This is a genomic window from Gordonia sp. PDNC005 (genome assembly GCF_016919385.1).
In the GTDB taxonomy this organism is placed as follows: Bacteria; Actinomycetota; Actinomycetes; order Mycobacteriales; family Mycobacteriaceae; genus Gordonia.
Map to the genome: position 1 here is coordinate 3,720,652 of NZ_CP070351.1, position 26,566 is coordinate 3,747,217.

Here is a 26,566-nt window from a genome sequence, read left to right on the forward strand (position 1 = left end):
TATCAGCGGCGCAGCGCGCCGGATGCGTCGAACTCGGCTTCTCGACCCGCCATCTGCGCGCGGTACCAGTTCTCGCGGTGCATGATCATCCACTTCTCGTGCAGCCTGCCGATCGGACGGATCCGGCGGAGCGTCTCGATCAGCAGCACCGCGGGCAGGCGCACCGCGATCCACAGCAGACCGGGCCAGGCGTTCGGCATCCGGTACTTCGCATAGGTGGGCGGCATCATGAACAGCCGCGAGTACGCGGCGTACATCGTGCCGTTGTAGCGCTCACGCAGTCTGATGAGCCCGGCGTGTCCGTCGCGCGGCGCGAACGCAGCTGGGAACGATTCGATCAGCTCGACGCCGTGGTCGCCGGCGTCGTGACTGCGCGACACGGTCACCAGCGCAAGCAGGCGCAGCGTGTCGGCGATCGTCTCCGGGTACCAGGTGTTCCGGACCCCCAGGAGATGACCCATGTAGCGCTGGAAATGGATCAGTTCGTTGATCTCGGCGCGCGTGGTCTGCACTCCGACCATCCACAAAGCCATCGCGGGGACCACGCTTCCACCTGCGAGCGTCAGGAGTTGGTAGGCCTGACTGATCGGATATCCCCAGCGTGTCGAATCCCATTCCGGATGCTCGGCGACGCGGCGTCGGACGAACACGTGCATCACGCGGACGAGCATCGCCGTCGCGCGCCCCTGACTCCCCGGAGTGAGCAGCGCTCCCGGCTCGGAGACGTCGATCCAGAACTTGGCGGTCTCCAGGAACCGGCGCAGCGCGTTGTCGCCCGCGTACCCGCCCGCCAACGACAGCGGCGTCGCAACGGCGGCCTCGGTGTACATCTCGAGGGTCTCTCCGCCCGCGACGCTGAACAGGAACGTCCCCCATCGCCGCCATGTGCGGGCCCCGGCCTCGACGAGCTCCGGGTCCACCCAGTCGGGGACGTCCTCGAACTCGGCGAACAGATCGACCATCGCCTGCGGCGGATTGTTGATACTGCCGATCCCGTGGTCAAGCGCCTGCGTCAGCATGGCCCGCCCCTCTGTCCGGCCGATCGCGCCGAGGAACACCTCGTCGACGAACCGTTCGGCGATGGGATCGGAGTTGTGCATGTCGCCGCAGAACGCCTCGATCTGCCCTGTGGTCGGGAAGACGTCTTTGCCGGTCAACCCCTTCGCGAGCTTGCGCACACGACGGACTGCGGGGCGGGCCATCGCCTGCCGATAAGGGAATGCGGAGGGTGTGACGGTGTTCACGCCGCCGACCATACCATGAGGTATGGTTCGTGCGTAGGTACGCTAACCTGGGTCGATGCCTCGTCGAACCACTCGCCTCGCGGCCACCGACTGGGTGGACGCCGCGCTCGGCCTCATCACGACCGAGGGTGTGGCAAGCGTCAAGATCAATCGGCTGTGCGCGGTTCTCGACGTCACGAAAGGCAGCTTCTACTGGCACTTCGACGACATCGACGCCCTCTGGGAGGCGATGGCCCAGCGGTGGCACGAGACACACAACTCTCGCCCCACCGAGCTCAACGCTCTCGCCTCACTCCCGGCGGATGAACGCGTTATGGCACTCGCGACGATGCTGATGTCCGATCGCAACCTCACCGTCGAGACAGCGATCCGCGACTGGTCTCGAACCAATCCGCGGATCGCTGCAACGGTGCAGCAGATCGATCGTGACGTCTTCGACGTGATCTATTGCGCGATGATCGAGCTCGACCTCGGCGAGACCCGCGCCCGGCTGATCGCCGGCCTGCTCGTCTACGCGGGCATCGGCTACATCCATGGACACGACAGTCTGCCGAACCCGACTCCCGATGAATTGCGCGAAGCGATATCCGGGTTGCTTCCACCTGCGCGAGATCACTGAGGTCGCAGGAGTCCACGCGGTTCGTCGGACCCGTCGACCACCCTCGCGACACGCCGCTCCACTCGCCAGCCGTCGTCGACACGGATCAGTTCCCACCGGTTGGCCGTGAGACGCGCAACGGCAAAACCACTGGACGAGGTTCGTCGAACGATGAGCTGCGAGTAACTGCGAACCGTTGCGCGGTCACCGTCGAGAGTGATCTGCGGAGCCGTCATGAGATGACCGCAGCCGTGCGCGATCAGCCCCTGATGGGGCTCGCCCTCAACCATCGCCGCGATCTCCTGCCGCCCTGCGAGCAGTCCGGTGTCGACGTCGTAGACACCGTCGGGAGTGAACATTCCTGCCGTGACCTGTGCCGATCCGGTGTCGACCGCGGCTCCGTACGAGTAGACGAGGTCCATGATCGCCAGCCGATCCTCGGCCGACCGCAGTCGATCCTCAAGCGCGTCGAGTCGTTCCTCGATGGTCATTCCGCCACCTCCATGCGGGATCCCACCAGAGGGAGGATCGCTTCGAACATCGCCTCCCAATTGGCGAGAGCCGGTTCGGTCTCCGGATCGCGCGGATGGAACGTGTACGCCAGCCGGGCGCCACGCATTGACGTGATCATCACTTCGCGTGTCCGGAGGTACTCGGGCGAGGCCGTGACCTGCGGGCCGAACAACTCGTCGGCGCGGGCCCGGAGCACACCGAGCATCCGCCGCTCGACGTCCGACAACGCCTCGCGCAGCTCGGGGTTCGCGGTCCGCGCGCCCATCCAGAGTTCCATCGTCGCCCAGAAGCACGACTGTCCGGTGATCTCCCACATCGCCGCCACCGCGAATCGGATCCGTTCACGCAGGTCGTCGGGGATCGCGACACCGGCCGTCAGCTCGGTGATCCGAACGTCCGCGAGGTGATGCACTGCCGCTGTGAGGAGCAGTTCTCGCGACGGGAAGTGGTGGAGAAGTCTCCCGCGCGAAACTCCCGCGACCTGCTGGATGTGCAGCGTTGTCGCGGCCGAGTACCCCTCTTCGAACAGCACCTTGGCCGCGGCCTCGAGAATCGTGTCGCGTGTCTGCGCCGCTCGGTCCTGCTGCTTTCGTTCCACGTGAATCATTCTCCACCCTTTTCAAACAGTCACCTCTGACTGTATCGTTCGGAGCATGTCGCTTCCCGAGATCCTCCAGACTCCGCTCACCGTGCCCGTCGTCGCGTCGCCGATGTTCATCGCGTCGGGACCGAGACTCGTCGCCGCCCAGTGCCAGGCGGGCGTGATCGGCTCGTTCCCCGCACTGAACGCCCGCCCGGCGTCACAGCTCGGCGACTGGCTCGACGAGATCACCGAGTCGAACGCAGCGTACGCAGCCGCCAATCCCGACGCCGTCGTCGCACCGTTCGCCGTGAACCAGATCGTGCACCGGTCCAATGCGCGACTCGACGAGGACCTCGCGACCATCGTCGAGCACAAGGTGCCGATCGTCATCACCTCGCTCGGCGCGCGCCCCGACGTGAACGAGGCCGTGCACTCCTACGGCGGCATCGTGCTCCACGACATCATCAACAACACGTTCGCGCACAAGGCGATCGAGCGCGGCGCCGACGGCCTCATCGCTGTGGCGGCAGGTGCGGGCGGCCACGCCGGCACCCTGTCACCGTTCCCGTTGATCCAGGAGATCCGCGAATGGTTCGACGGCCCGCTGCTGCTGTCGGGTGCGATCGCACACGGTCGCTCGATCCTCGCCGCGCTCGCGGCGGGCGCCGACTTCGCCTATGTCGGTTCGGCCTTCCTCGCCACCGACGAGGCCAACGTCGTCGAGGACTACAAGAACATGGTCGTCGACTCGCGCGCCGACGACATCGTCTACAGCAGCACCTTCACCGGCGTGCACGGCAACTACCTGCGAGGAAGCATCGAGGCTCACGGTCTCGACGCCGACAACCTCCCGAAGCCGACGTCCGGCCCCGATCCGCTCGAGGGCGGCCTCGGCGAGATCAAGGCGTGGCGCGACGTGTGGGGCTGCGGCCAGGGCATCTCGTCCGTCGCCTCCCGCGGGACCGTCGCCCAGACCGTCGACCGTCTCGCCGCCGAGTACAACGACGCCCGCGATGCACTCGACCGTCGAACGGGAGCCGCAGCCCTCGTCTGAGCTCCGCTCAAACCGCCCGTCGGCGGTGGCAGGCGTGGTGGAATGAACGGATGCGAGCAGACTGTTCTCGTTTCACCCGCCTGACCACCGCCGTCGTCGCATTGATCGCGCTGGCGTCGGCGCTCGTCGCGGTGGCGCCTGCCGACGCCGCGCCCCTGCGGACCAAACTGCCACTCGGTCAGTACTCGTCCGTGAACGCCGCACGATTCACGTCGTACGCCTTCGCCGACGGCGGTCGGACGTTCTTCGTCGCGGCCAGGCGGCTCTGCCAGATCGGACCGACTCCCGGCAACGTCGCCTGCTCCGGCCGGACGAAGTCCGCACCGCCGCGTACCGTCGGCGTCGCGATCACCGGCGACATGCAGGGTCCACACTGGATCCCGCGGGGAACGAGCTACCGATTCGGATCACGCGCGGGCTTCCGTGCACCGGTCCTCAAACCCGGTCAACGCATCACATCGGCCAACGTGACATGTGCGGTCCCCCGACGCGGAGTTGTCATCTGCTCGACTATGAACAGGGCGTTTGTCCTGTCACCGTCGACGCACAGGTTCTACTACCCGCGCGGCGACCGTCATCACGATCGCAACCCCCGCTGAGGGCACCGCAACCGGACGCCGCCTTCGCAAGCGTTCGATGAACGGCCACGCGTTATCCTGATCTCCGATCAACGAAGCATTCGTCGAAGGGGAGTTCGACTGTGGGGATGGCGTCTGTGGAGAGGGCCAGAAGCAGAGGCGGCGAGGTCGCGACGATCGAGTTGTTCTTCGATCTCGTCTACGTTTTTGCATTCAGCCAGCTGGCGGCGTTCTTCGTCGGTCATCTGACCGGCCGAGGCGCACTCGAGATGTTGGTGCTGTTCGGCGGAGTCTGGTGGGTGTGGAACTACACGGCATGGGCCACCAACTTCGTGGACCCGGCACGCATTCCAGTGCGTGTCCTGCTCGTCGGCCTCATGCTCGCGAGCCTCGTCATGGCGGCCGCCATACCCGAAGCGTTCGGCGACCGGGGCCATCAGTTCGCCATCGCGCTGGCGGCGATGCAGGTGATCCGCCCGCTGTTCGTCGCCGTCACGATGTGGGGAAGTCAGGTCGGGCGAAACTACGCGCACCTTCTCGCGTGGTCCACGGTCGCGGCATCGGTCTGGGTGATCGGCGCATTCTGTGAGCCCGACACTCGCCTGATCGTGTGGGCGCTCGCGCTCGCGATCGACGTCGCAGCGCCGATGGTCCGCACATGGCTGCCTGGTCTCGGCAGCATCGAGATGAGCGAATGGAAGCTGACGCCCGCTCACCTGGTGGAACGGAATCGCCTGATCTTCATCATCGCGCTCGGCGAGACGGTTCTGTCGATCGGCCGCGAGTTCATGCACATGGAGTCGAGCCTCTTGTCGTACGCCGCGCTGGGCGTCGCCTTCCTGGTTCCGGTCGCGTTCTGGTGGCTGTACTTCGCCCATCACTCAGAACGCACCGAACGCAGGCTCGAGGAGTCCGCCGACCCCACGGCACTCGCACGCGGCGGCTTCGCGTACGCCCACGCGATTCTCGTCGCCGGCGTCATCGTCACGGCAGTCGGCGCCGAGAAGATGCTCGCTCACCCACATGACGATGCGACCGTCGTCTACGCACTGCTCATCGCGGGTGGGCCGGCCCTGTTCTTCCTCGGCCTCGCCCTTTTCGTCGGGTCCATCGGCGGTCTCGACCGCTATGAATCAACCGTCGCCATCATCGTCCTCACCACGCTCACGTCGATCGGAGTTGTCGCGGCCGCCGTCGGCATGGACCTGTTCCACCTGTCGGCTCTTGTCTCGGCCACCCTCGTTGTGGGTGTCGGATCGGCGTCGTGGCATCACCGGAACGACAAAGCCCTTTCAGCAGAGGCCTAGTCGATGCGCTCGAAGATCGCTGCGAGGCCCTGTCCGCCGCCGATGCACATCGTCTCGACGGCGTAGCGGCCCTGGCGGCGTTCCAACTCGCGCAGCATCGTCGCCAGGATCCGCACACCGGTGGCGCCGACGGGATGGCCGAGTGAGATGCCGGACCCGTTGACGTTGATCCGGTCGAAGTCGGAGCTTCCGAGACCCAACGCGGTGGTGCACGCGAGCACCTGCGCCGCAAACGCCTCGTTCAGTTCGATCAGGTCGAGGTCGGAGAGCCCCAGGCCTGCCCGTTCGAGCGCGAGCTGCGTCGACGGCACGGGACCGACGCCCATCCGTGACGGCTCGGTTCCCGACACCGCCCACGACACCAGGCGGGCGAGCGGCCGCAGACCGAGGCGTTCGGCCTCCTCACGCGATGCGACGATGCACACGGACGCGCCGTCGTTCTGCCCGCTTGCATTGCCCGCGGTGACCGTCGCGGCCGGATCCACCTTCAGTCGCACCGGCCGCAGTGCAGCAAGCGCTTCGGCCGAGATGTCCGGCCGCGGATGTTCGTCACGAGAACGGACCAGGTCGCCCTTGCGCGTCTCGACGGTGACCGGGACGATCTCGTCGTCGAACCGGCCCTCCGTCTGCGCGGCCACGGCACGCACGTGCGAATTGAGTGCGAGCTCGTCCTGCGCCTCCCGGCTGATCGAGTATTCGGTCCGCAGATTCTCGGCGGTCTCCAACATTCCACCCGGCACCGGATGGAGCTTGCCGCCCGCGGTCACTCGTCCGCGTCCGATACGGTCGGCCAGAGTCGCGTCGGCGCCTCGAAGGCCGAATCTCAACCCGAGCGCATAGTGCTCCACCTGGCTCATGCTCTCTGCCCCGCCCGCGAGCACCAGGTCGGCGACGCCGGTCTGGACGCGCATCGCCGCGTCGAGCACCGCCTGCAGACCGGACCCGCAGCGGCGGTCCACCTGCATCCCGGGCACCGAGACGTCCAGGCCGGCATCGAGTGCCGCGACACGACCGATCGCCGGCGCCTCGCCGTTCGAGTAGCACTGCCCGAAGATCACGTCGTCGATGTCGTCACCCGCGACTCCGGTGCGGGCCACGAGTTCCCTGATCACGGTCGACGCGAGATCGGCGGCGGGCACTGTGGCGAACATGCCACCGTAACCGCCGACCGGAGTGCGGATCGGTTCACAGATCACGGCGTCACGCATCAGTGCGGTTTCCCTTCTCACGGTGGTTCTGCTCCCCACTCTATGGTCGAAACCCACCAGGACGTCCCGACTCCGCTCGACGACCAGGAACGACAAAGGCCGGTCACCCGCTAGGGGTGACCGGCCTTTGTGGCTCAGTGTGCGAACGTCAGGCGACGACCGACAGGCTGAGCTTTGCTTCGACCTTCGGGTGCAGCTTCACGACGACCGGGTACGAGCCCAGCGCCTTGATGTGGCCCTTCGGCAGCTCCACGTTGCGCTTGTCGACGGCCGGGCCGCCCGCGGTGCGGATGGCGCCTGCGACGTCGGAGGCGGAGACCGAGCCGAACAGCTTGCCCGAGTCGTGGGTCTTGACGGTCAGCGACACGTTGTCGAGACCTTCGAGAGCCTGCTTCAGTTCGTTCGCGTGGTCCAGGTCGCGCACGGCGCGAGCTTCCTGGGCGCGACGAATGCCTTCGACCTGCTTCTCGGCGCCACGGGTGGCGACGATCGCGAAGTTGCGGGGCAGCAGGTAGTTGCGTGCGTAGCCGTCACGGACCTCAACGAGGTCACCGGGAACTCCGAGGTTCTCGACTGCGGCAGTAAGGATCAGCTTCATGTTCTGTCCCTTCCTGGTCAGCGACCGGTCGAGGTGAAGGGCAGCAGCGCCACTTCACGCGAGTTCTTGACGGCCACCGCGACGTCGCGCTGGTGCTGAACGCAGTTGCCGGTCACGCGACGCGAACGGATCTTGCCGCGGTCCGACAGGAAGCGACGCAGGAGCGCCGTGTCCTTGTAATCGATATCGGTCTTCTTGTCCTTGCAGAAGGTGCAGGCCTTGGCCTTTGTGATCTTCTCCACGCGGGCCTTGCGGCCGCCTTTAGCTTTTGCCATGTGATGCTCCAGTTGAGTGCCTCCGGGCTGGCGGGCCCGGAATCAGAAAGGTGGTTCGTCGTCCCCACCGGAGAAGCCTCCGCCGGCAGCAGGTGCGCTGCCCCACGGGTCTTCAGCCGGCTGACTCGATGCAGCGGGTCGGCCGCCACCGGAGTTGCCTCCGTAGCCGCCGCCGGAGTTGCCTCCGCCGTAGTTACCGCCGCCGCCCGAGTTCCCTCCGCCGAAATTGCCTCCGCCGCCGCGCTGGGTCCTGTTGACCTGTGCGGTGGCGTAGCGCAGCGAGGGACCGATCTCGTCCACTTCCAGCTCCACAACGGTGCGCTTCTCACCCTCGCGGGTTTCGTACGACCGTTGCTTGAGCTTGCCCTGCACGATGACGCGGTTGCCCTTCTTGAGCGACTCAGTCACGTTCTCCGCAGCGTCACGCCAGATGCTGCAGCGGAGGAACAGCGCTTCGCCGTCCTTCCACTCGTTCGTCTGGCGATCGAATGTGCGCGGAGTGGAGGCCACCGTGAAATTGGCGACCGGCGCTCCGGACGGCGTGAAACGCAGTTCCGGATCGGCGGTCAGATTTCCGATGACCGTGATGACTGTGTCAGTCATGAGACTCCCCTAACGTCTGTGTGGAACGCCCGAAGGCACTCTGCAATGGTTACGCACCACAGTAGAGCGGACCTCTGACATTGTCAGGGCCGGATTCCACAGGTTTGCACAGGTGGTTCGTGGACGCGCCCGGCGCTTACTTGCGCAGGACCTTGGTGCGCAGAACCGACTCGTTCAGCTTCAGCTGACGGTCGAGCTCGTTGACCGTGTCCGGGGTCGCGTTGAGATCGATGACGGCGTAAATGCCTTCGTTGTGCTTGGCGATCTCGTAGGCAAGACGGCGCTTGCCCCAGATGTCGACGTTGTCCACACTTCCGCCGTCCTTACGGACGACATTGAGGAACGTATCCAGTGAAGGGGCGACGGTGCGCTCGTCCAAGCTCGGATCGAGAATGACCATCAGTTCGTAGTGACGCATGAAACCTCATCACCTCCTATGGGCTTAGTTCGGCCACGGACTGTCCGCGGCAGGAGGGTCGCCTGCGTCGGCAACCTGTCCAGGCTACATGAGTGGCCGGTGACCAGCGAAATCGTCTGCGTCCACTAACCTGACCACCATGCCTGCCACGTGGTCGACGCGCATCGGCCGTCCCCGTGTCGGCGAGGTCACCCTCGTCGTCCTCACCTCGCTGCTGCTGACCGTGTTCGCCCTGGCCTGGGCGTTCCGGGTGAAAGAGGTGTGCGGCGGTGCGCCGTTCGACGAATGGGGCCGCAGTTCGATCTTCCCGGCCGGACCGCCTCGGGCGCTGATTCCCTGCTACTCCGACATCATGCGGCTGTGGATCGGCCGCGATGTGGATCGTCACGTGTTCCCGTACATCCACGGCGGAATCACCGAGCAGGGTGATCTGTTCGGCGGCGTCGTCGAGTACCCGGTGCTGTCCGGGATGCTGTTGTGGCTCGGCGCGATCGGCGCTCACACCGATGTGCAGTTCCTGCAGCACAGTGCACTCATCCTCGCACCGTTCGCACTCGCGACAACGGCGCTGCTCGCGGTGATGACCCGCTGGTGGGTGCTGCTGTGGGCGGCGACACCGCCGCTCGTCCTCTACGCATTCCACAACTGGGAACTGCCCGTCGTGTTCACGTCCGTCGCGGCCGTCGCGGTCATGGCATACGGCGGGAGCGTCGATCCGCGGACCGGCGGACGGCGCATGCCCCTGAGACGAACCGCGATCATCGCAGCAGTGTTCCTCGGCGTCGGTTTCTCCTTGAAGCTGTACCCCGGCTTCTTTGTGCTCCCACTTGCGCTGTACGTGCTGACCTGCGGGGAGTCCTCCCGCGCCCGTCGCTCCCTCGACTGGGTCGGGGCGGCGTGGGTGGTCGCGACGGCGACCATCGTCGTGATCGCCACGCAGGCGCCGTTCATGATCGCCGGGTACCGGGGGTGGAAGGCCGCGCTCGACTTCCAGGGCCGCCGCGAAGCGGATCTGACGACGAACAGCGTCTGGTACTGGGGGCTGCGTCTGCTGACCGGCGGCGAGACCGACACCTACCACTCACTCGTCGGGGCGCTGTCCCCGTTGCTCGTCGCCGCGGGTTTTGCGGTCGCCGTCTGGCTCGGGTGGCGTGTCTATCAGCGCGACGGAGTGTTTCCGTGGCTCGGCGTGGCCGCGGCGATGCTGTGCGCGTTCATGGTGTTCCACAAGGTGCACTCACCGCAGTACACGCTGTGGATTCTGCCGTTCTTCGTGATGATGAGGGTCCGCTGGTGGATCATCGCCGCCTACCTGCTCACCGACGTCCTGCTCGACATCTCGATCTTCCGGTTGATGGGGTACATGCGTCATCCTGCCTCCGCGCCGTGGCAGGACTCGGTCGGCGTGAGCGTCAGCGTCTGGGTGCACGCGGTGATCCTCGTGACTCTGATCGTGGGCTTCGTGCGGATGCCGATCCGCGAGCCCCTCGCGTCCTATCTCTCGACGTCGGTCGCACCGAGAGGTCCGCTGACACGACTCGCCGACGCCGACGACGCCGACGCTCGGACGTGGGTCGGCACGCCGACGCTGGTCCGCGGCGATGTGACTCTGCGTCCCCTGCGGACATCCGACGCCGCAGCGCTTGCGAAGCTGGTCCCCGCGTCCGACCTGTCGCTGTACGCGTGGACCGGACCGATCCCGCAGACGCCCGAGGACGCCACGCGATGGATTGTGACGGCGCTGTCGACTCCGACGCGAGTGCCGTTCGCCGTTCTGCACGACGGCGAGTTCGTGGGCACCACCAGCCTCTACGACGTGGACGCGTCGCATCGCACCCTCGCGGTCGGTTTCACGTTCTACGGCCGGGCGGCGATGGGCACCGTTGTCAATCCGACGTCGAAACTGCTGCTCCTCGAGCACGCCTTCGACACCTGCGGCGCGGTCCGCGTCGTATGGCACACGCATGAGGAGAACGCCCGCTCACGGGCCGCGATCGCCAAACTCGGCGCCGAGTTCGAAGGTCTCCTGCGCAAGCACCGACGGTTCGGCGACGGCTGGCGGACCACCGCGCAGTTCGCCATGACCGACGACGACTGGCCTCCGCACCGCGACCGCCTCCTCGAGCGCGCCGCGCGATGATCGGATAGGGACGCTAGACCGGCAGCGGTGACTGGAGGAGGCGGCCGCCGTCGGGGCGCGCTGCGGCGGCGGGCCGCAGGAGATCCCACACGACGTAGGCGCAGAGGGCCACGACCATGATCCATCGAGCGCCCGCCATGACGTAGAACAGTTCGACCGGCACCCATTTACGTTCGGGCGCGAGGAACAGGGCCATCCGCGGAACCCAGAGCAGCGCGTCGAAGGTCATCCACGCAAGCAGGACGCGCGGCTGTGGAATCGCGAGGACTGCGAGCGGGACCAGCCACAGCGACATCTCCGGTCGCCATTCCTTGCCGACCAGCAGCAGCCCGGCGACCAGTAGGAACATGAGCACGGGCAGTCGCGGTTCGCGCCGCGACCTGAGTCCGACGTACGTCACGCCGGCCACGACTGCCACCATCAGCGCCAGCATGAGCGCGTTGACGACGGTCGGCTGCGCATCCCACCCGGTGGCGTGGGCGATCAGGCTGTAGACGGAGTCGGGTCCGACAGCGCGGTCGCGCCACTGGGTGAAGGTCGCCGACCATCCGGACGGGTAGATCGAGGCCACGACACCGTTCACGACGCCCCACGAAAGGAACGCTCCGATCGCCACGCTCGCCGCCTCGGAGAGCCGTCGTTCGCGGACGCAGAGGATCGCGATCGCGGGTATGAGCAGCAGAGGATAGATCGCGGTGGCGGCGCCCAGTCCGACGAGCACTCCGGTGAGCCACGCCCGCTCACGCGACCAGGCGTACATGGCCAGCGCGGTGAACATCACCGGCAGCACCTCGTACGACGTGAACGCGTGCACGAGGACCAGCGGCGAGATCACCATGAGCGTGATGAGCCACGGGTCGCGACGCCGGGTCCGCATGGTCGCCCATACGGCGATCAGCCAGCCGAGCGTCATCAGCAGCGCGGCGATGGAGAAGTAGTTGGCCACGTCGAGCGCCCGCGGCAGGCCGACCGCCTCGGTGAGCGCGCCCCAGCCCCGCGCCGCCTGCGCGGTGACGTACATGAAGGCGGCGGTCACGACCGGCACCCCGATGTACTGTTTGGCGCCGTCGGTCTCCCAGTACGTGCGGAACGGCGCGGCGCCGCCGCGGAGGTCCGCCGGTGTCAGGTGGTTCTCGCTGTACCCGGCGATGACGTTCGAGTAGCAGAGTCCGTAGAACTGGCGTTGGTGGTCCCAGTCCAGACGCATGGTCGCGCCCGCGTCGTTCGACGGCGTCTGCTGCAGACAGCCGCCTGCCTTTCCGAACCAACTGAACGCCAGGACAAGCAACGCGAGCAGGAACAGCACGCGAAGCGGCGTCCACGTCCGGTTGCGACCGATCGCCGCGTGCAGCCCGACTGGACCACCGATCGACGTGCTCAACTGGCCGACGAGCGGTTCCGTGCGCGAGGGCAGCACCCGGTCGGTCGCGAGCCGCAGATCGTCGGCCAGCGGAGCAGGGCTGTCGACGTCTGAGACGCCGACAGCCCGGTCCGACGCCGCGGGCGTCGAACCGGGCTCGGTGTCGTGCGGTGTGGTCACTTACTGGCCGCGGCTTCGAGTGCCGGTGGTCTCCTCGGTGGTGGCGCCGTTGTCGCCCCCGTTGTTCCCGTTGTCGCCACTGTTCCCGTTGTTGCCGTTGTTCCCATTCTCGCGGGTGATCGTGACACCGGGCAGGACGGTGATGTTGCCGTCATTGCCCTCGCCGGGCAGACGGGGACGCGACCGTTCTCGGGTGGTCTCCGTGGGCGTGTACGTGGTGGGCGGAGGCTCGTAGGGCACACCGGCCTGGCCGCCGACCTGTTCGGGTTCGGGGAACTGCTCGATCGGCATGCCTTCGAGGGCGGCGTTCATCTGGGCTCGCCAGATCTGCGCGGGCAGACCGCTGCCGTAGATGGTTCCGCCGTACGAGTTGCGGAGCGCGGTGCCCTTGTTGGTACCGACCCAGACGGCCGTCGACAGCTGCGGCGTGTAACCGACCATCCAGGCGTCCTTGTTCTCGCCGGTGTCGCCGAGCTGGGCGGTACCGGTCTTTGCCGCAGACGGGCGGGCGCCGTACGTCGAGTCGTAGAGCGCATTGCCGTTCGAGTAGGCGGCGATCGGCGAGAGGGCGGCCGACACGTTGTCGGCGACGGCTGCGGACACCACACGCTTGCCCTTGTTGGCCTCACGGTCGAACAGCACGTCGCCGGTGGACGTCTCGACCTTCTGGACGAGGTACGGCTCGCGGTAGATTCCCGACGCGGCGAGCGTCGCGTAGGCCGACGCCATGTCGAGGACGCGAGTCGGGTACTGACCCAGGACGATGCCGTTCTCCGGCTTGCCGTTCGGCTCGGACAGCGTGTGCTCGATGTCGCCGAAGCTCTCGGCGATGCCGAGTCGGTGCGCGGTGTCGGCCACAGCCTGCGGGCCGCCGTTGAGGTCCATCATCAGGCGGTAGAACACCGTGTTGAGGGACATCTTGGTGGCCGTTGCGAGGTTGCACGTTCCGCAGCTCTCGCCGTCGGAGTTGTTGATGGTGAACCCACCCGGTCCGACGTAGGGGCTCGAGTCGTAACGCTGCGAGAGAGGGATGTCCTGCTCGAGGCCCGCGACCAGCGCGAACACTTTGAAGACCGAACCGGTCTGAAGGCCTGCCGATGCGTAATCCCAACCCTGGCCGTCGTTGCCGCCGAAGTATCCGACGATGCCTCCGGTTGCGGGGTCGATGGACACGGAGGCCGTCCGCAGTTCCTTCGGCTCACCGGTCATCACCGACCGCGCTTGGGAGACGAGAGCGTTCTGCACCTGAGGGCGGATCGCCGTGGTGATCTTCAGGCCGCCGGTTCGCACGTCCTGCTCGGTGATCCCGAGCGTGTCGAGTTCGGCGAGGACCTTGCGCTCGATCAGCCCGTTGGGGCCGCTCTTGGCCTCGCTGCTGTCGGCCGCCTTCGCCGCCGCGACCTTCGGGAACTTCTGCGTGTCGCGATCGGACTTCTTCAAGTAGCCGATGTCGACCATGCCGTCGAGCACGTAGTTCCAGCGTTCGGTAGCCATCTCGGGGTTGACGGCCGGGTCGTAGAGCGACGGTCCGCGCACGATGCCCGCGAGGAGAGCGGACTCGGACGCGCTGAGGCAGTTCGCCCGCTTGGCGCGGGGCAGTTTCGAATCGGCACACTGCTCGGGGGTCACCTTGGTGATGTCCCGGCCGAAGTAGGCCTTAGCGGCGGCAGCGATGCCGTACGCGCCGCGTCCGAAGTAGATGGTGTTGAGGTACGCCGCCATGATCTGTTCTTTGGACCACTGGCGGGACATCTTGGTGGCGATGGCCAACTCTTTGAACTTGCGCTTGTAGCTGACCTCGTCACCGACGATGGCGTTCTTGACGTACTGCTGGGTGATCGTCGAGCCGCCGCCCGCTCCGCCGTCGCTGGTGAGCTTGCCGAGTGCGGCACGCGAGAAACCGCTCAAGGAGAATCCGACGTTGGAGTCGAAGTCACGATCCTCGGCCGCCTTGATCGCGGCGACCATCGAGGTCGGGATGTTCTCGTACTTGACGTCGGTGCGATTGCCCTCCGGCGGGACCACTCGGGCCAGGACACCGCCCTTCGAGTCGACGATCGTCGCGACCTGATTCTGCTTGATGTCGCCCGGTGCCGGCACGACGACGGTCACGTACGTGAAGACGAACGCGGCCACTCCCACGATCACGAGGACCGGTACCGCGCCGGCCACGATGCCGACGACCCACGCCGCGATCCTCGCAGCGGTCCGTCGACCCTCTGCCTTGTCCCCAGCTCCGCTGGTCATCGCTCACCCATTTCTCTGCGCTCATCGGTCCCGCGCGAGGACCGTCTCCACAACTCTGACGCACGGACGCGTCGCTGCCAACTCAGTGGCGGCGTCGACGCTGTCTCGCTCGTCACCCTTCTGACGACTATTTCGCTGCTCGGCGGCGCTTTGTTGCGCGCGCCGGCACACCGGCAACGTACGACTGGATCAGATAGTTCCAGCGGCAGGTTCGGCACACCTCGACGACGTGGACGGTGAACTCTGGCGAGCGGGTGGCCAAGACCGCGATCTCGGCCTCTGTGCGCGCCGTGCCCGACGGTCCCCCGATTGCGCTTCCGAACAGCCACGACACCTGCGTGACCTGCTCCTTGCGGCACACCGGGCAGGGCCGGTCGGTGCCCTGACCATGAAACTTGGCGGCCCGCAGGAGATACGTGTCGGCGTCGCAGACGTCTTTCAGCTGGACTTCGCCCGCGCGCATGCGCGCCAGCGTGGCGCGTCGTGCGAGGGCGTAGTCGATCTGTTGACGGTGCACGGGCTCCAGCCTAGACGCGCACTCCGTCACCTCCGGCTGTGATGGAGATCAAACCTCGGAAGCTACTGTTCAGTTCGTTCCCGGTTATATCGATGCGATACATTGGTGGCTGCATCCAGCCGTCACAACGAGCCGAGAGGAGACCGACATGCTCGAAATGGCAGTTCTCGGGCTTCTCCTCGAATCCCCGATGCACGGATACGAGCTGCGTAAGCGCCTCACCGGCCTGCTCGGCGCGTTCCGCGCCTTCTCGTACGGCTCGCTGTACCCGACACTGCGGCGCATGCGCGCCGACGGCCTGATCGCCGAGGACGACGCCGAGACCGCAACTGGCGTCAAAGTCCGCCGCGGACGTCGCGTCTACCGGCTGACACCACTCGGCGAGACCCGCTTCAGCGAACTCGTCGCCGACACCGGCCCGCAGAACTACACCGACGACGGTTTCGGTGTGCACCTCGCGTTCTTCAGCCGCACCCCGGCGGTCGCGCGGATGCGAATCCTCGAAGGCCGCCGCCGTCAGGTCGAAGAACGCCGTGAAGGACTCCGCGAGATGCTCGGCCGCGCGATGGGATCGAGCGACCACTACACGCGTCAGATGCACGAGCTGAGCCTGGAGACCTCCGAGCGCGAGGTCCAGTGGCTCAACAAGCTGATCGCCGACGAGGCGTCGGCAGGATCCACAGATTTGCATGCCTCCGCGCCGGTCACCGGCGACGGCATCGAAAAAGGAAAGAAATCGGCGGTACAGCAGTCCGTCGTACCGCCACAGAATGAAGGAGAGCCCGACCATGGGTGAAACCAACAACGTGCGCGTGGCCATCGTGGGCGTGGGCAACTGCGCCTCATCCTTGGTCCAGGGCGTCGAGTACTACAAGGATGCTGACGAGAACGCAGTCGTTCCCGGCCTCATGCACGTCAAGTTCGGCGCGTACCACGTCCGCGACGTCCAGTTCGTCGCCGCGTTCGACGTGGACGCCAAGAAGGTCGGCTTCGACCTCGCCGAGGCGATCAACAACAGCGAGAACAACACCATCAAGATCGCTGACGTGCCGCCGCTGAACGTGACCGTCCAGCGCGGCCACACCCTCGACGGTCTCGGCAAGTACTACCGCGAGACCATCACCGAGGCCGACGGCGACGCCGTCGACGTCGTGCAGGCGCTGAAGGACGCGAAGGTCGACGTCCTCGTCTCGTACCTGCCCGTCGGCTCGGAGCAGGCCGACAAGTTCTACGCACAGTGCGCGATCGACGCGGGCGTCGCCTTCGTCAACGCCCTCCCCGTCTTCATCGCCTCCGATCCGGAATGGGCGAAGAAGTTCACCGACGCCGGTGTCCCGATCGTCGGCGACGACATCAAGAGCCAGGTCGGCGCCACCATCACCCACCGTGTGATGGCGAAGCTCTTCGAGGACCGCGGTGTCGCCCTCGATCGCACCTACCAGCTGAACGTCGGCGGCAACATGGACTTCAAGAACATGCTCGAGCGTGAGCGCCTGGAGTCGAAGAAGGTCTCGAAGACTCAGGCCGTCACCAGCAACCTGAGCGGCTCGCTGGCCAACAAGGTGTACGACAAGAACGTGCACATCGGCCCGTCGGACTACGTCGCTTGGCTCGACGACCGCAAGTGGGCGTACGTCCGCCTCGAAGGCCGCGCCTTCGGCGACGTGCCGCTGAACCTGGAGTACAAGCTCGAGGTCTGGGACTCGCCCAACTCGGCGGGCATCATCATCGACGCCGTGCGTGCCGCGAAGATCGCCAAGGACCGCGGCATCGGCGGCCCGATCCTCCCCGCGTCGGCCTACCTCATGAAGAGCCCGCCAGAGCAGATCGCCGACGACATCGCTCGTCAGCAGCTCGAAGCGTTCATCATCGGCGCCGAGTAGCCTCAACCAGCTCGACAACCGACAGCCCGGACCTCCTCATCGGAGGGCCGGGCTGTCGGTGTACTTGGGGCCTCGCTGGACCCGCACCGGGTCGGAAGGTCCGTCAACGGAGCCTGCCCGAAACGTCAACGTTGCGAACCCTCCGACTACGATTCGATGGCGATGTCCGATCCTGCCTCCCTCCTCGTGGTCCCGCTCCTGATGATCGCCGCGGCACTCGCCGGCCGCGCGACCGCCCGCTGGATAGCGGTGCCAATCGTCGTGTTCGAGCTCGTGCTGGGCGTGGCCGCCGGTCCCGACGCCCTCGGCTGGGTGGACCGGACGTCGTTCCTCGCACAGCTGTCGCAGTTCGGCGTGATGCTGCTCTTCTTCGTCGCCGGTTCGGAGATCGACGCCGCGTCCCTGCGCGGGCGCACCGGACGCCGTGCGTGGCTGGGCTGGGCGATCAGCATCTGCATCGGCGTCGCAATCGGTTACGTCGCAGAACCCGGCATCGGCGCCCTGATCATCGGGATCTGTCTCGCCTCGACGGCTCTGGGCACGCTGCTGCCCATACTCCGCGACGCCGGTGATCTCGGAACCCCGTTCGGCTCCGCCGTCGGCGCCGTCGGAACCGTCGGCGAATTCGGGCCGATCATCGCGATCTCAGTGTTTCTGGGGACTCGATCGCCCGGTATGTCGACGGTCGTCCTCGTCGTGTTCGCAGTGATCGCACTCGCCGCTATCCTGCACGCCCAGCGACGCACTCACCAACGGCTGCATCGGATCGTGGAATCGACGTTGCACACATCGGGGCAGTTCGCCGTCCGATGTGTGCTCGGAATTCTCGCCGTCCTCGTGTTCCTGGCGCTCCAACTCGGTGTAGACATGCTGCTCGGGGCGTTCACCGCCGGAATCGTGTGGCGGCTGCTCATGCGCGACGCCGACGAGGCGACCCGCCGCAGCGTCGACGCCAAGGTCGATGCACTGGCCTTCGGCTTCCTCGTCCCCATCTTCTTCGTCTACACAGGAGTCAAGTTCGATCTCCGTGCACTCCTCGACGCACCGCTCGCGTTCGCGGTGATTCCGGTTGTCACCATCGCACTCCTCCTGGTCCGCGGGATTCCGTCGATGCTCGCCGCACCGACAGGCGCCGCCCGGCGCGAACGAGCCGCGGTCGGTCTGATGGGTGCCACCGCACTGCCGATCATCGTCGTCGCGACCGACATCGGAGTTGAACACCACGCGATCACCTCGACCGAGGCGGCCGTCTTCGTCGGTGCGGGCGTGCTGTCCGTGTTGGTGTTCCCGATCGTCGCCGCCGCTGTGCGGAAACCGCGAGCCTCGGTTTGACAGGCTGACGCCTGTTTCGATCCGGGCTGTGCATGGCCGTCCGGGTACTTTCACCGAGGCGGCGGCATCAGCCTGTGTGGAATGACCCCGACGACATCGGGAATCTCCCTGATGCCGCATTGCGGGATACAGGCTAGTCTCGGCGTTGTGTGGTGAGGCACATCGTGGCTCGATCAGGGTGTCATCCGGGCCGGACTTCGTTCGCACGATCGACGCCGTCCACCCCCGGAACACAAAACACACATAAGCTGACGAACATGCCCGGCCTCCCTCGGGCCAGGCACCGACCATCGAGCGGACGCTCGGCGAGAACGAAAGGCACTGCACATGGGTGTGAGCTTGACCAAGGGCGGCAACGTCTCCCTCACCAAGGAGGCCCCCGGCCTGACCGCCGTCTCCATCGGCCTCGGCTGGGACGTTCGTTCCACCACCGGCACCGACTTCGACCTCGACGGCAGCGCCATCGCGCTGAACGCCGACAAGAAGGCCGTCTCGGACCAGCACTTCATCTTCTTCAACAACCTCCGCTCGCCCGACGGCTCGATCGAGCACACCGGCGACAACACCACCGGCGACGGCGACGGCGACGACGAGGTCATCAACGTCGACCTCGCAGCCGTCCCGCCGGAGATCGCCTCCATCGTGTTCCCCGTCTCGATCTACGACGCGGACGCACGCAGCCAGTCGTTCGGCCAGGTCCGCAACGCGTTCATCCGCGTCGTCAACCGCGCCAACGGCTCGGAGATCGCCCGCTACGACCTGTCCGAGGACGCGTCGACCGAGACCGCCATGGTCTTCGGTGAGCTGTACCGCAACGGCGCGGACTGGAAGTTCCGCGCCATCGGTCAGGGCTACGCCTCCGGCCTCGCGGGCATCGCCCGCGACTTCGGCGTCAACGTCTAACCCCTCACCGCCGCAACAGCAACGACGCACCGACGGGCCACCAGCTCGTCGGTGCGTCGCGCCACGTACGACGAGCCGCCGACCTCACTGATGTCGCGCCGTCCAAGAAAGAAAAGGCCGACACCCACGTGATTCTCCGCATCTTCGGACTATCGTTCGTGATCTCCATAGCGGCGCTCGTCGTCGCATTCGTCTACGGCGGGCCCGAAGCCCTCCTGCTCACGATCATCCTCGGCATCCTCGAAGTGTCGCTCTCCTTCGACAACGCCGTCATCAACGCCACCGTCCTCCGCCGGATGAGTGAGTTCTGGCAGAAGATCTTCCTCACGATCGGCATCGTCATCGCCGTGTTCGGCATGCGGATCCTGTTCCCGCTGGCCATCGTCTGGATCACCGCCGGGCTCAACCCGGTTCAGGCGTTCGACCTCGCGCTCAATCCGCCGACCGACCCGAACGCCGACAGCTACGAATCGCTGATCACCGCGGCACACCCGCAGATCGCGTCGTTCGGCGGCATGTTCCTGTTGATGCTGTTCCTCGGCTTCATCTTCGACGACAAGGAGATCACCTGGTTGTCGTGGCTGGAGAAGCCGCTGATCCGCATCGGAAAGCTCGATCAGCTGGCCGTCGTCATCGCCGCGGGCATCCTGGTGATCACCGCGACATTCATCGCCCACGAGGGCGAAGGTGCGACCGTCATGATTGCCGGAACTCTCGGCATGATCTCGTACATCCTGGTCAACGGCCTCGGAGAGCTGTTCAACGTCGAAGAGGAGGGCGACGAGCCGTCGACCGGTCCGTCCGACCTGGCGAAGGCCACGGGCAAGGCGGGCTTCTTCCTGTTCCTGTACCTCGAGGTGCTCGACGCCAGCTTCTCCTTCGACGGTGTGATCGGCGCGTTCGCCATCACCGCGGACCCGATCATCATCGCCCTCGGCCTCGGCCTCATCGGCGCACTGTTCGTTCGCTCGCTGACCGTGTACCTGGTCCGCCAGGGCACCCTGTCGGAGTACGTCTACCTCGAGCACGGCGCTCACTGGGCGATCGGCGCACTCGCGTTCATCCTCATGTACTCGATCGGCACACCGGTTCCCGAGGTCGTCACCGGCCTGGTGGGCGTTGCGTTGATCGGCGCCGCCATGATCAGCAGCATCGTTCGCCGCCGCAAGCAGGCCGACGAGCCGGCTGGCGACGCCGCACTCGTCGACTCGAAGGAGTAGCGCTCATGGCGATCGACACGAGCACCGGGTCGATCATGCGAACGTCTGCCGACCGGGCCGTCCTCCGCTGACTGGATACGATCGAATCGTGCCCACCAATCCGCGCCGGGGCCTGTTCGGCAGGCGACCGCAGAGCAACCGCGCCACGCCCGCGCAGCTCGCGGCTCTGACCGACGCCTTCTTCGCCTGTGAACGGGCGATGGGTGACATGGCGAGCGCCGTTCAAGCCGCGCAGGCGGTGGCGCCCGGCTCCATTGCGACCGCCGAATGGGACACCGCGCGGGACCGCTACGACCAGGTGATCTCCCGCTACTTGGTGATCTCGGCCGACGACTCCCCCGAGGCCACCCCGGCGAACGTGGACCAGTGCACCCGGGCGTTCGTCGAGACCACCGAGTGGCTCGGCCGCTACGCGGCGTGGCAGGCGTCCGGTCTGCAGGCCGGGCGAGCCGCGATCAACGGTGCCGCCCAAGCCGAACAGCAGGCCAGGGTGGCAGCCAACCAGGCGCTCACCGCGCTCGATCAGGCACCGGTGGAACACGCTCACCTCACATCTGTTCGGACCGCGGCCGACGCACTCGCACAAGACCTCACCAGGTTCGAAGCGGCGACGGGCCTCACCGAGCGGCAGCGAGCGGCAGACCTCGTCGTCGAAGCCGCGCACCGCGTCATCGATCTCCTCGATCGGGCTCCGGGCCTGACCGCAGAGACCGAGAAGACCATGCGGTCGCTCGCCACGCGTCGGCAGGCGATCGAGACGAAGCTCGACGGCCTGCCCGCGCTGATGTCCCAACTGCTGCGGGACTTCAGTTCCGAATGCTCCATCGACCTCGTCGACGTCCCTCGCGACGTCGGACACGACCTGCAGAACGCGGACGAACGGCTGGACCGCGCACGAGTCCTCCTAGGCCACGCACCGGACGAGGCACGAGCAGCCACCGAACAGGCCAGGGCCCACCTGGCGGACGCGGACGAACAACTCGACCGTGTCGTCGACAGACTGTCCGACCTACGGGAGGTTCGCGCCGATCCGACAGTCGCCGCGTCACGTGTCCGCTTCCGGATCCGGGACGCCCAGAACTTCGCCGTCGACAATCACCAGGTCCGTGAGTGGGGATCGGTGCTCGACGCCCAGAACGACCGAGTCGACCGCGCCGCAGCGGTCCTCGAACGGATTCACCCCGACTACTGGTTCTACCTCTCCGAACTGCGGGCGGTCGACGCCCGCGTCACCGACATCATCGGACGGATGCGTGAGCACGTCTCACGCGCCTGACGACACATCTACCGAACGAAAGGAGCCGCCCATGCCCACCGACATCACCAGCGACTCCGTTGACCCCGCCACGACCCGGGGCATCACTCGACCCGCCACGACCCGGGGCATCACCCAGTTCCCCCAACTGGCCGACGAGCAGCTCGACCGCCTGTTCCTGCACCGCCCGCAGACGGTGGATCTGCACTCGCCGATCGACCACCTGGCGATCGCCCTCGGCGCCACCCTCTACGTGCCCGCCACCCGCGACGACCTGACCGCCGTGATCCGACGCCGCGCCGAATCCGGCGTCACCTCGATGGTCATCGACCTCGAAGACGCCGTCGCCGACGAAGACGAGGCGACCGCCGTCGACCGAACCATCACGACCCTCGCCGAGTTCGCCGACGACGACTGGGATCGTCTCCTCTTGTTCGTCCGCGTCCGGACCACCGCTCACATCGAGACCGTCATCGCGGGCCTCACACCCGGTCACTGCCTCGCAGGCTTCGTGATCCCGAAGTTCGAAGCCGAGTCGGGTTCCGCGGCACTCGACACCATCGCCGCCGTGTCCGCCGACTGGGATCGCCCCCTCTACGTGATGCCCGTGCTGGAGACGCCGCGCATCGTGCACCGCGAGACTCGCGACGCCGAACTGACCGCCATCCGCGAAGTCCTCAATCGCCACCGCGAACGAGTCCTCGCCGTCCGCATCGGCGCCACCGACATCTGCGGGCTGTTCGGCATCCGCCGCGACCGCGACGTCACCATCTACGACGTCCGCGTCGCCGCCGACGCCGTCGCGGGCATCGTCAACATGCTCGGCCGCAGAGACGGGACAGGCTTCGTGATCACCGGCCCGGTGTGGGAGTATTTCGCGAATCACGAACGGATGTTCGCGCCGACTCTGCGGCACACTCCGTTCCGCGAGCACGACGCCGTCTACTTCCGGCAACAGTTGGTGAGCCGGGACCTTGACGGCCTGCTCCGGGAGATCGCTCTCGACCGCGCCAACGGCATCACCGGCAAGACGGTGATCCACCCCGTCCACGTGGGCGCCGTGCATTCGCTCTCGACAGTCACCGACGAGGAGTACTCCGACGCGCTCGACATCCTCGACCGCGACGGCGGCGGCGCGCAGGCCTCCGCGTACGGCAACAAGATGAACGAACTGAAACCACATCGCAACTGGGCGCTCGGGGTGATGAACCGGGCACACGTCTTCGGCGTCACCCGCCGCGACATCAGCTTCGTCGACCTTCTCACCGAATGGGCTGCTGACCAATGACTCCCTCCTGGGTGACCGACACCTTCGATGCGCACGTCTCCGGCGTCGACGACCTCGTTGAACTCGGGTTGCGCCGCAATCCGAAACGCGCGCACCTGCTGGTGTCGACGGTGCTGGGAAAGCACATCCCGACACCGCCGTCACGGGTGCGCGATGCGGCTAACGATCTCGGCGACGCCGTCACCGGGATCCTCGGCGACGAGGCGTCCACCGCGACGGTTCTCGGATTCGCCGAGACCGCGACCGGTCTCGGCCACTGCGTCGCCGAGCGCATCACAGCTGCGCGGTACCTCCACTCGACGCGCCGCGCCGTCGATGGCGCGACGGTGCACGGCTCCTTCGAAGAGGGCCACTCCCACGCGACGACCCACATGCTGCAGCCGACCGACGCCGATTTCCTCAACACCGATCCGTCGGTGCCCGTGGTGCTCGTCGACGACGAGATCAGTACCGGACGCACCGCCGTCGAGGCGATCGAGGCACTGCACCGTCTGCATCCCCACCGGCGCTACCTCGTCGCTTCACTTGTCGACATGCGCGACGACGGGCACCGAGCCGAATGCAACGCGGCCGCGACACGCCTCGGCGTGACCATCGACTTCACCTCCGTCGCCGACGGCGTGATCCGCTTGCCCGAGGGGATGACCGAGCGAGTGATGGCCCTCGACGCACCCCAGCTCAATCAGACCGCGCAGGACCGGGGCGACGTCACGTTCTTCGCCGCCGGTTGGCCTGCGGCCGTCCCGGACGGCGGCCGCCACGGCTTCCTCGCCGACGACACCGCTGCGTTCCATCGGGCCGTCGACGACGTCACCGCCGGGCTGTCCGACGTCTTCGCCCCGGGTGAGCTGGTGACCGTCGTCGGGCACGAAGAACTCATGTACCTCCCCTTGTGCATCGCCGAGCGGCTCAGGTCGTACGGTGTCGACACGCGTTTTCAGACCACGTCCCGGTCACCGGCTCACGTTCGTGACCAAGACGGATATCCGCTGCGCCGCGGCTTCTCCTTCCCCGCTCCCGAAACGCCACCCGGCTCCTCGTCGAAGCGTCCAGCCGCGGACATCCGCTACCTGTACAACGTCGCCGAACCCGGCTCGGACGTCGTCCCGACGGTCCTGCTGGTGATCGACGACCCCGCCGACACCACCGCGTTGCGCGCGGACGGTGGACTCCTCGACGTCCTGTCGGCCGCCGGTCATCGTGTTGTCGTGCTGACCGTGCCCGCGACCGATCCCGCACGCTTGTCCCGCTCACGAACCGCAGGCGCACAGCGCATCGAACCGGCAGGCGATCCACTGCGCGCACCCGACTTCGGCTCCTATTCGCCGAGTGAGGTCGCGTGGCTGCTCAAGGACCTGTCCGAGTTCTCGCTGGAAGGCGACGTAGCCGAGCGGGAGCGCCGAATCCAGGCGGGCGTCGCACACTATGCGGAGTCGTTGCCCGTCGAGTTCCAGCCCGGTGAGGCGTACCTCGAGTTGTTCGACGCGACACTCACGTCGTCGGCCCGCCGACTGGCGCTCGCCGTCGGAACCGTCGCCGAACTGATCCTCGCCGAACGGTCGTCGAACCCGACGCTGGTCTCCCTCGCCCGTGCCGGAACTCCGGTCGGGACGCTGATCGCGCGGTGGATTCGGGCGACCCGGCACTCTCAGCCCGCGCACTACAGTGTGTCGATTGTGCGCGATCGTGGGATCGATGCCGTCGCGTTGGACTACATCGCCGCACGTCACGACCCCGCTTCGGTGGTGTTCGTCGACGGCTGGACAGGCAAGGGCGCCATCGCGAAAGAACTCACCGCGGCCCTGCGGGTGTACGAGGAGGGTGGGGGCGCGCACTTCGACGACGAACTCGCAGTGCTCGCCGATCCCGGATCGTGCACCCGCCTGTACGGCACACGCGACGACTTCCTGATCGCCTCGGCCTGTCTCAACTCGACGGTGTCCGGGCTCGTCTCGCGCACCGTGCTCAACGCCGACCTGATCGGCCCCGGCGATTTCCACGGCGCCAAGTTCTATCGCGACCTGGTGCCGCACGACGTGTCGAACCGCTTCCTCGACGCCGTCACCGCCGAGTTCGACACCGTCCTCGATCAGGCGCGCGCCGACGCCGCGGCCCTGCGCGACGCCGACCGGACGCCGACCTGGGACGGCTGGGCGTCCGTCGAGGAGATGCAGCGGCGATACGGACTGTCGTCGATCAACTTCGTGAAGCCCGGGATCGGCGAGACCACTCGAGTACTCCTGCGCCGTGTTCCGTGGCGGATTCTGGTGCGCGACGCCGACCTTCCCGATCACGAGCACATCCGTCTGCTCGCCGCCGAGCGCGGGGTGCCCGTCGACGTGGTGCCCGACCTCGCGTACTCCTGCGTCGGGCTGATCAAGGAGTCCGTGTGAACGCCCTCATCGCCACCGACCTCGACCGCACGATGGTCTTCTCCCGTGCTGCGTCCGCCCCCAGCTCTTCGAGCGCTCCCGAGGAGCCCGTCTGCGTCGAGATCTACAACGACGCGCCGTTGTCGTTCATGACCTCCGGCGCGGTGGGGAAGCTGGCCGCGCTCGCGGCGTCGACGCCGGTGGTTCCGACCACCACTCGCACACGTGAGCAGTTCGAACGCATCACCCTGCCGGGAGGTCCGTTCGCGTACGCCGTGGTGAGCAACGGCGGTCGGATCATTCGCGACGGCGAGGACGACGCCGCGTGGCGTACTGCTTTGGAGGCGAGAATCGCGACGACGTCGGTGCCCGTCTCGGAACTGCACGCCGACCTCGAGACGAGGATCGACGAGTCGTGGGTGTCGTCGACGCGCATCGCCGACGAGCTGTTCGCGTACCTCGTGGTCGACCTGGACCGGCAGCCCTCCGACTTCGTCGACGACTGGCGGGCGTGGTGCACTCCCCGGGGTTGGTCGGTGTCACAGCAGGGCCGCAAGATCTACGCGATGCCCGATGGCGTGACCAAGTCCGCCGCCGTGGCCGAGATCCGCCGCAGCCTCGTCGACGACGGTGTCCTCACCCCGGACGCGCCGCTGCTGGCGGCGGGCGACGGTCAGTTGGACGCCGATCTGCTCCGCTACGCCGACCATGCCATCCGGCCCGCCCACGGCGAGCTCCACGACTCCGGATGGACCCGGCCCGGCCTCACCGTGACTCCCTCGGCCGGTATCAAGGCGGGCGAGGAGATCCTCGACTGGTTCGCTGACCACGCGCATCAACCAGCGTCATCGCCCCATCCGCTCCGACCGGCTCTCGCCGAGAAGTAAGAG

General features: G+C 66.8%; 25 protein-coding genes. 14 read left to right on the forward strand and 11 right to left on the reverse strand.

What is annotated here, in order from left to right; translation table 11 throughout:
• Positions 1 to 2 precede the first annotated feature (2 nt).
• Entirely contained in the window at positions 3 to 1,256 is a 1,254-nt protein-coding gene (locus JVX90_RS17900) for an oxygenase MpaB family protein (protein WP_205330014.1), read from the reverse strand.
• A gap of 43 nt (positions 1,257 to 1,299) precedes the next feature.
• Between JVX90_RS17900 and JVX90_RS17905 the strand changes: the two genes are divergently transcribed.
• Complete coding sequence (locus tag JVX90_RS17905) at positions 1,300 to 1,863, forward strand: TetR/AcrR family transcriptional regulator (protein ID WP_205330015.1); 564 nt, start codon at positions 1,300 to 1,302, stop codon at positions 1,861 to 1,863.
• Here JVX90_RS17905 and JVX90_RS17910 read toward each other — a convergent pair.
• Positions 1,857 to 2,333, reverse strand: coding sequence for a nuclear transport factor 2 family protein (locus JVX90_RS17910; RefSeq protein WP_205330016.1), 477 nt, complete (start codon positions 2,331 to 2,333; stop codon positions 1,857 to 1,859). The two genes, JVX90_RS17905 and JVX90_RS17910, sit on opposite strands and share 7 nt — an antisense overlap.
• Complete coding sequence (locus JVX90_RS17915) at positions 2,330 to 2,962, reverse strand: TetR/AcrR family transcriptional regulator (protein WP_205330017.1); 633 nt, start codon at positions 2,960 to 2,962, stop codon at positions 2,330 to 2,332. Before JVX90_RS17915 ends, JVX90_RS17910 begins: the two co-directional genes overlap by 4 nt.
• A gap of 46 nt (positions 2,963 to 3,008) precedes the next feature.
• Here JVX90_RS17915 and JVX90_RS17920 point away from each other — a divergent pair, with 46 nt between their 5' ends.
• The 3 genes from JVX90_RS17920 (at position 3,009) to JVX90_RS17930 (ending at position 5,877) form a co-directional block, all read left to right on the forward strand.
• On the forward strand, positions 3,009 to 3,992 hold the full coding sequence (locus JVX90_RS17920; RefSeq protein WP_205330018.1) for a nitronate monooxygenase family protein: 984 nt from the start codon (positions 3,009 to 3,011) through the stop codon (positions 3,990 to 3,992).
• A 50-nt stretch (positions 3,993 to 4,042) separates the two neighbouring features.
• A complete protein-coding gene (locus JVX90_RS17925; RefSeq protein ID WP_205330019.1) occupies positions 4,043 to 4,591 on the forward strand; it encodes a hypothetical protein in 549 nt (182 codons plus the stop codon).
• 107 nt (positions 4,592 to 4,698) lie between these two features.
• The gene (locus JVX90_RS17930) at positions 4,699 to 5,877 is read left to right on the forward strand and encodes a low temperature requirement protein A (protein WP_205330020.1); all 1,179 of its coding nucleotides are present in this window, start codon (positions 4,699 to 4,701) and stop codon (positions 5,875 to 5,877) included.
• Here the strand turns inward: JVX90_RS17930 and JVX90_RS17935 are convergent.
• The 5 genes from JVX90_RS17935 to rpsF all read right to left on the reverse strand — a co-directional run bounded on the left by JVX90_RS17935 (position 5,874) and on the right by rpsF (position 8,979).
• Positions 5,874 to 7,085: an acetyl-CoA C-acetyltransferase gene (locus JVX90_RS17935; protein WP_205330021.1), complete on the reverse strand. Its 1,212-nt coding sequence runs from the start codon at positions 7,083 to 7,085 to the stop codon at positions 5,874 to 5,876. The two genes, JVX90_RS17930 and JVX90_RS17935, sit on opposite strands and share 4 nt — an antisense overlap.
• A gap of 148 nt (positions 7,086 to 7,233) precedes the next feature.
• The gene (rplI, locus tag JVX90_RS17940) at positions 7,234 to 7,683 is read right to left on the reverse strand and encodes a 50S ribosomal protein L9 (protein ID WP_008379330.1); all 450 of its coding nucleotides are present in this window, start codon (positions 7,681 to 7,683) and stop codon (positions 7,234 to 7,236) included.
• Between the two features lie 17 nt (positions 7,684 to 7,700).
• The gene (rpsR, locus tag JVX90_RS17945; protein ID WP_205330022.1) at positions 7,701 to 7,958 is read right to left on the reverse strand and encodes a 30S ribosomal protein S18; all 258 of its coding nucleotides are present in this window, start codon (positions 7,956 to 7,958) and stop codon (positions 7,701 to 7,703) included.
• A 42-nt stretch (positions 7,959 to 8,000) separates the two neighbouring features.
• Positions 8,001 to 8,561, reverse strand: a complete 561-nt coding sequence (locus JVX90_RS17950; RefSeq protein ID WP_205330023.1) for a single-stranded DNA-binding protein — start codon at positions 8,559 to 8,561, stop codon at positions 8,001 to 8,003.
• A gap of 136 nt (positions 8,562 to 8,697) precedes the next feature.
• Positions 8,698 to 8,979, reverse strand: coding sequence for a 30S ribosomal protein S6 (gene rpsF, locus JVX90_RS17955; protein WP_008379334.1), 282 nt, complete (start codon positions 8,977 to 8,979; stop codon positions 8,698 to 8,700).
• A gap of 139 nt (positions 8,980 to 9,118) precedes the next feature.
• On the opposite strand from rpsF, the gene JVX90_RS17960 reads away from it, so the two are divergent.
• Positions 9,119 to 11,119 carry a GNAT family N-acetyltransferase gene (locus tag JVX90_RS17960; protein WP_205330024.1) on the forward strand — a complete coding sequence of 667 codons (2,001 nt, stop codon included), beginning with the start codon at positions 9,119 to 9,121 and terminating at the stop codon, positions 11,117 to 11,119.
• Positions 11,120 to 11,132: 13 nt separating this feature from the next.
• Here JVX90_RS17960 and JVX90_RS17965 read toward each other — a convergent pair whose 3' ends face one another.
• From JVX90_RS17965 to JVX90_RS17975, 3 genes are all read right to left on the reverse strand, one after another.
• On the reverse strand, positions 11,133 to 12,659 hold the full coding sequence (locus tag JVX90_RS17965) for a glycosyltransferase 87 family protein (protein WP_205330025.1): 1,527 nt from the start codon (positions 12,657 to 12,659) through the stop codon (positions 11,133 to 11,135).
• Positions 12,660 to 14,906, reverse strand: coding sequence for a transglycosylase domain-containing protein (locus JVX90_RS17970; RefSeq protein WP_205330026.1), 2,247 nt, complete (start codon positions 14,904 to 14,906; stop codon positions 12,660 to 12,662). It abuts the gene before it with no gap.
• Positions 14,907 to 15,033: 127 nt separating this feature from the next.
• A complete protein-coding gene (locus JVX90_RS17975; RefSeq protein ID WP_205330027.1) occupies positions 15,034 to 15,423 on the reverse strand; it encodes a DUF5318 family protein in 390 nt (129 codons plus the stop codon).
• Positions 15,424 to 15,571: 148 nt separating this feature from the next.
• On the opposite strand from JVX90_RS17975, the gene JVX90_RS17980 reads away from it, so the two are divergent.
• The 9 genes from JVX90_RS17980 (at position 15,572) to JVX90_RS18020 (ending at position 26,563) form a co-directional block, all read left to right on the forward strand.
• Positions 15,572 to 16,219, forward strand: a complete 648-nt coding sequence (locus JVX90_RS17980) for a PadR family transcriptional regulator (RefSeq protein ID WP_205330028.1) — start codon at positions 15,572 to 15,574, stop codon at positions 16,217 to 16,219.
• Positions 16,212 to 17,306: an inositol-3-phosphate synthase gene (locus JVX90_RS17985; protein WP_205330029.1), complete on the forward strand. Its 1,095-nt coding sequence runs from the start codon at positions 16,212 to 16,214 to the stop codon at positions 17,304 to 17,306. Before JVX90_RS17980 ends, JVX90_RS17985 begins: the two co-directional genes overlap by 8 nt.
• A 162-nt stretch (positions 17,307 to 17,468) precedes the next feature.
• Positions 17,469 to 18,638, forward strand: a complete 1,170-nt coding sequence (locus JVX90_RS17990) for a cation:proton antiporter (RefSeq protein WP_240193950.1) — start codon at positions 17,469 to 17,471, stop codon at positions 18,636 to 18,638.
• 327 nt (positions 18,639 to 18,965) lie between these two features.
• Entirely contained in the window at positions 18,966 to 19,541 is a 576-nt protein-coding gene (locus JVX90_RS17995) for a TerD family protein (RefSeq protein ID WP_205330031.1), read from the forward strand.
• Between the two features lie 128 nt (positions 19,542 to 19,669).
• Positions 19,670 to 20,761 carry a DUF475 domain-containing protein gene (locus JVX90_RS18000; protein ID WP_205330032.1) on the forward strand — a complete coding sequence of 364 codons (1,092 nt, stop codon included), beginning with the start codon at positions 19,670 to 19,672 and terminating at the stop codon, positions 20,759 to 20,761.
• A gap of 88 nt (positions 20,762 to 20,849) precedes the next feature.
• Positions 20,850 to 22,037 (forward strand): hypothetical protein, encoded by a 1,188-nt coding sequence (locus tag JVX90_RS18005; RefSeq protein ID WP_205330033.1) that lies wholly within the window; start codon positions 20,850 to 20,852, stop codon positions 22,035 to 22,037.
• 31 nt (positions 22,038 to 22,068) lie between these two features.
• The gene (locus JVX90_RS18010) at positions 22,069 to 23,304 is read left to right on the forward strand and encodes an HpcH/HpaI aldolase/citrate lyase family protein (RefSeq protein WP_240193951.1); all 1,236 of its coding nucleotides are present in this window, start codon (positions 22,069 to 22,071) and stop codon (positions 23,302 to 23,304) included.
• Positions 23,301 to 25,697, forward strand: a complete 2,397-nt coding sequence (locus tag JVX90_RS18015) for a phosphoribosyltransferase (RefSeq protein WP_205330034.1) — start codon at positions 23,301 to 23,303, stop codon at positions 25,695 to 25,697. The genes JVX90_RS18010 and JVX90_RS18015 overlap by 4 nt, the downstream gene beginning before the upstream one ends.
• On the forward strand, positions 25,694 to 26,563 hold the full coding sequence (locus JVX90_RS18020) for an HAD family hydrolase (protein WP_205330035.1): 870 nt from the start codon (positions 25,694 to 25,696) through the stop codon (positions 26,561 to 26,563). The genes JVX90_RS18015 and JVX90_RS18020 overlap by 4 nt, the downstream gene beginning before the upstream one ends.
• Positions 26,564 to 26,566 lie beyond the last annotated feature (3 nt).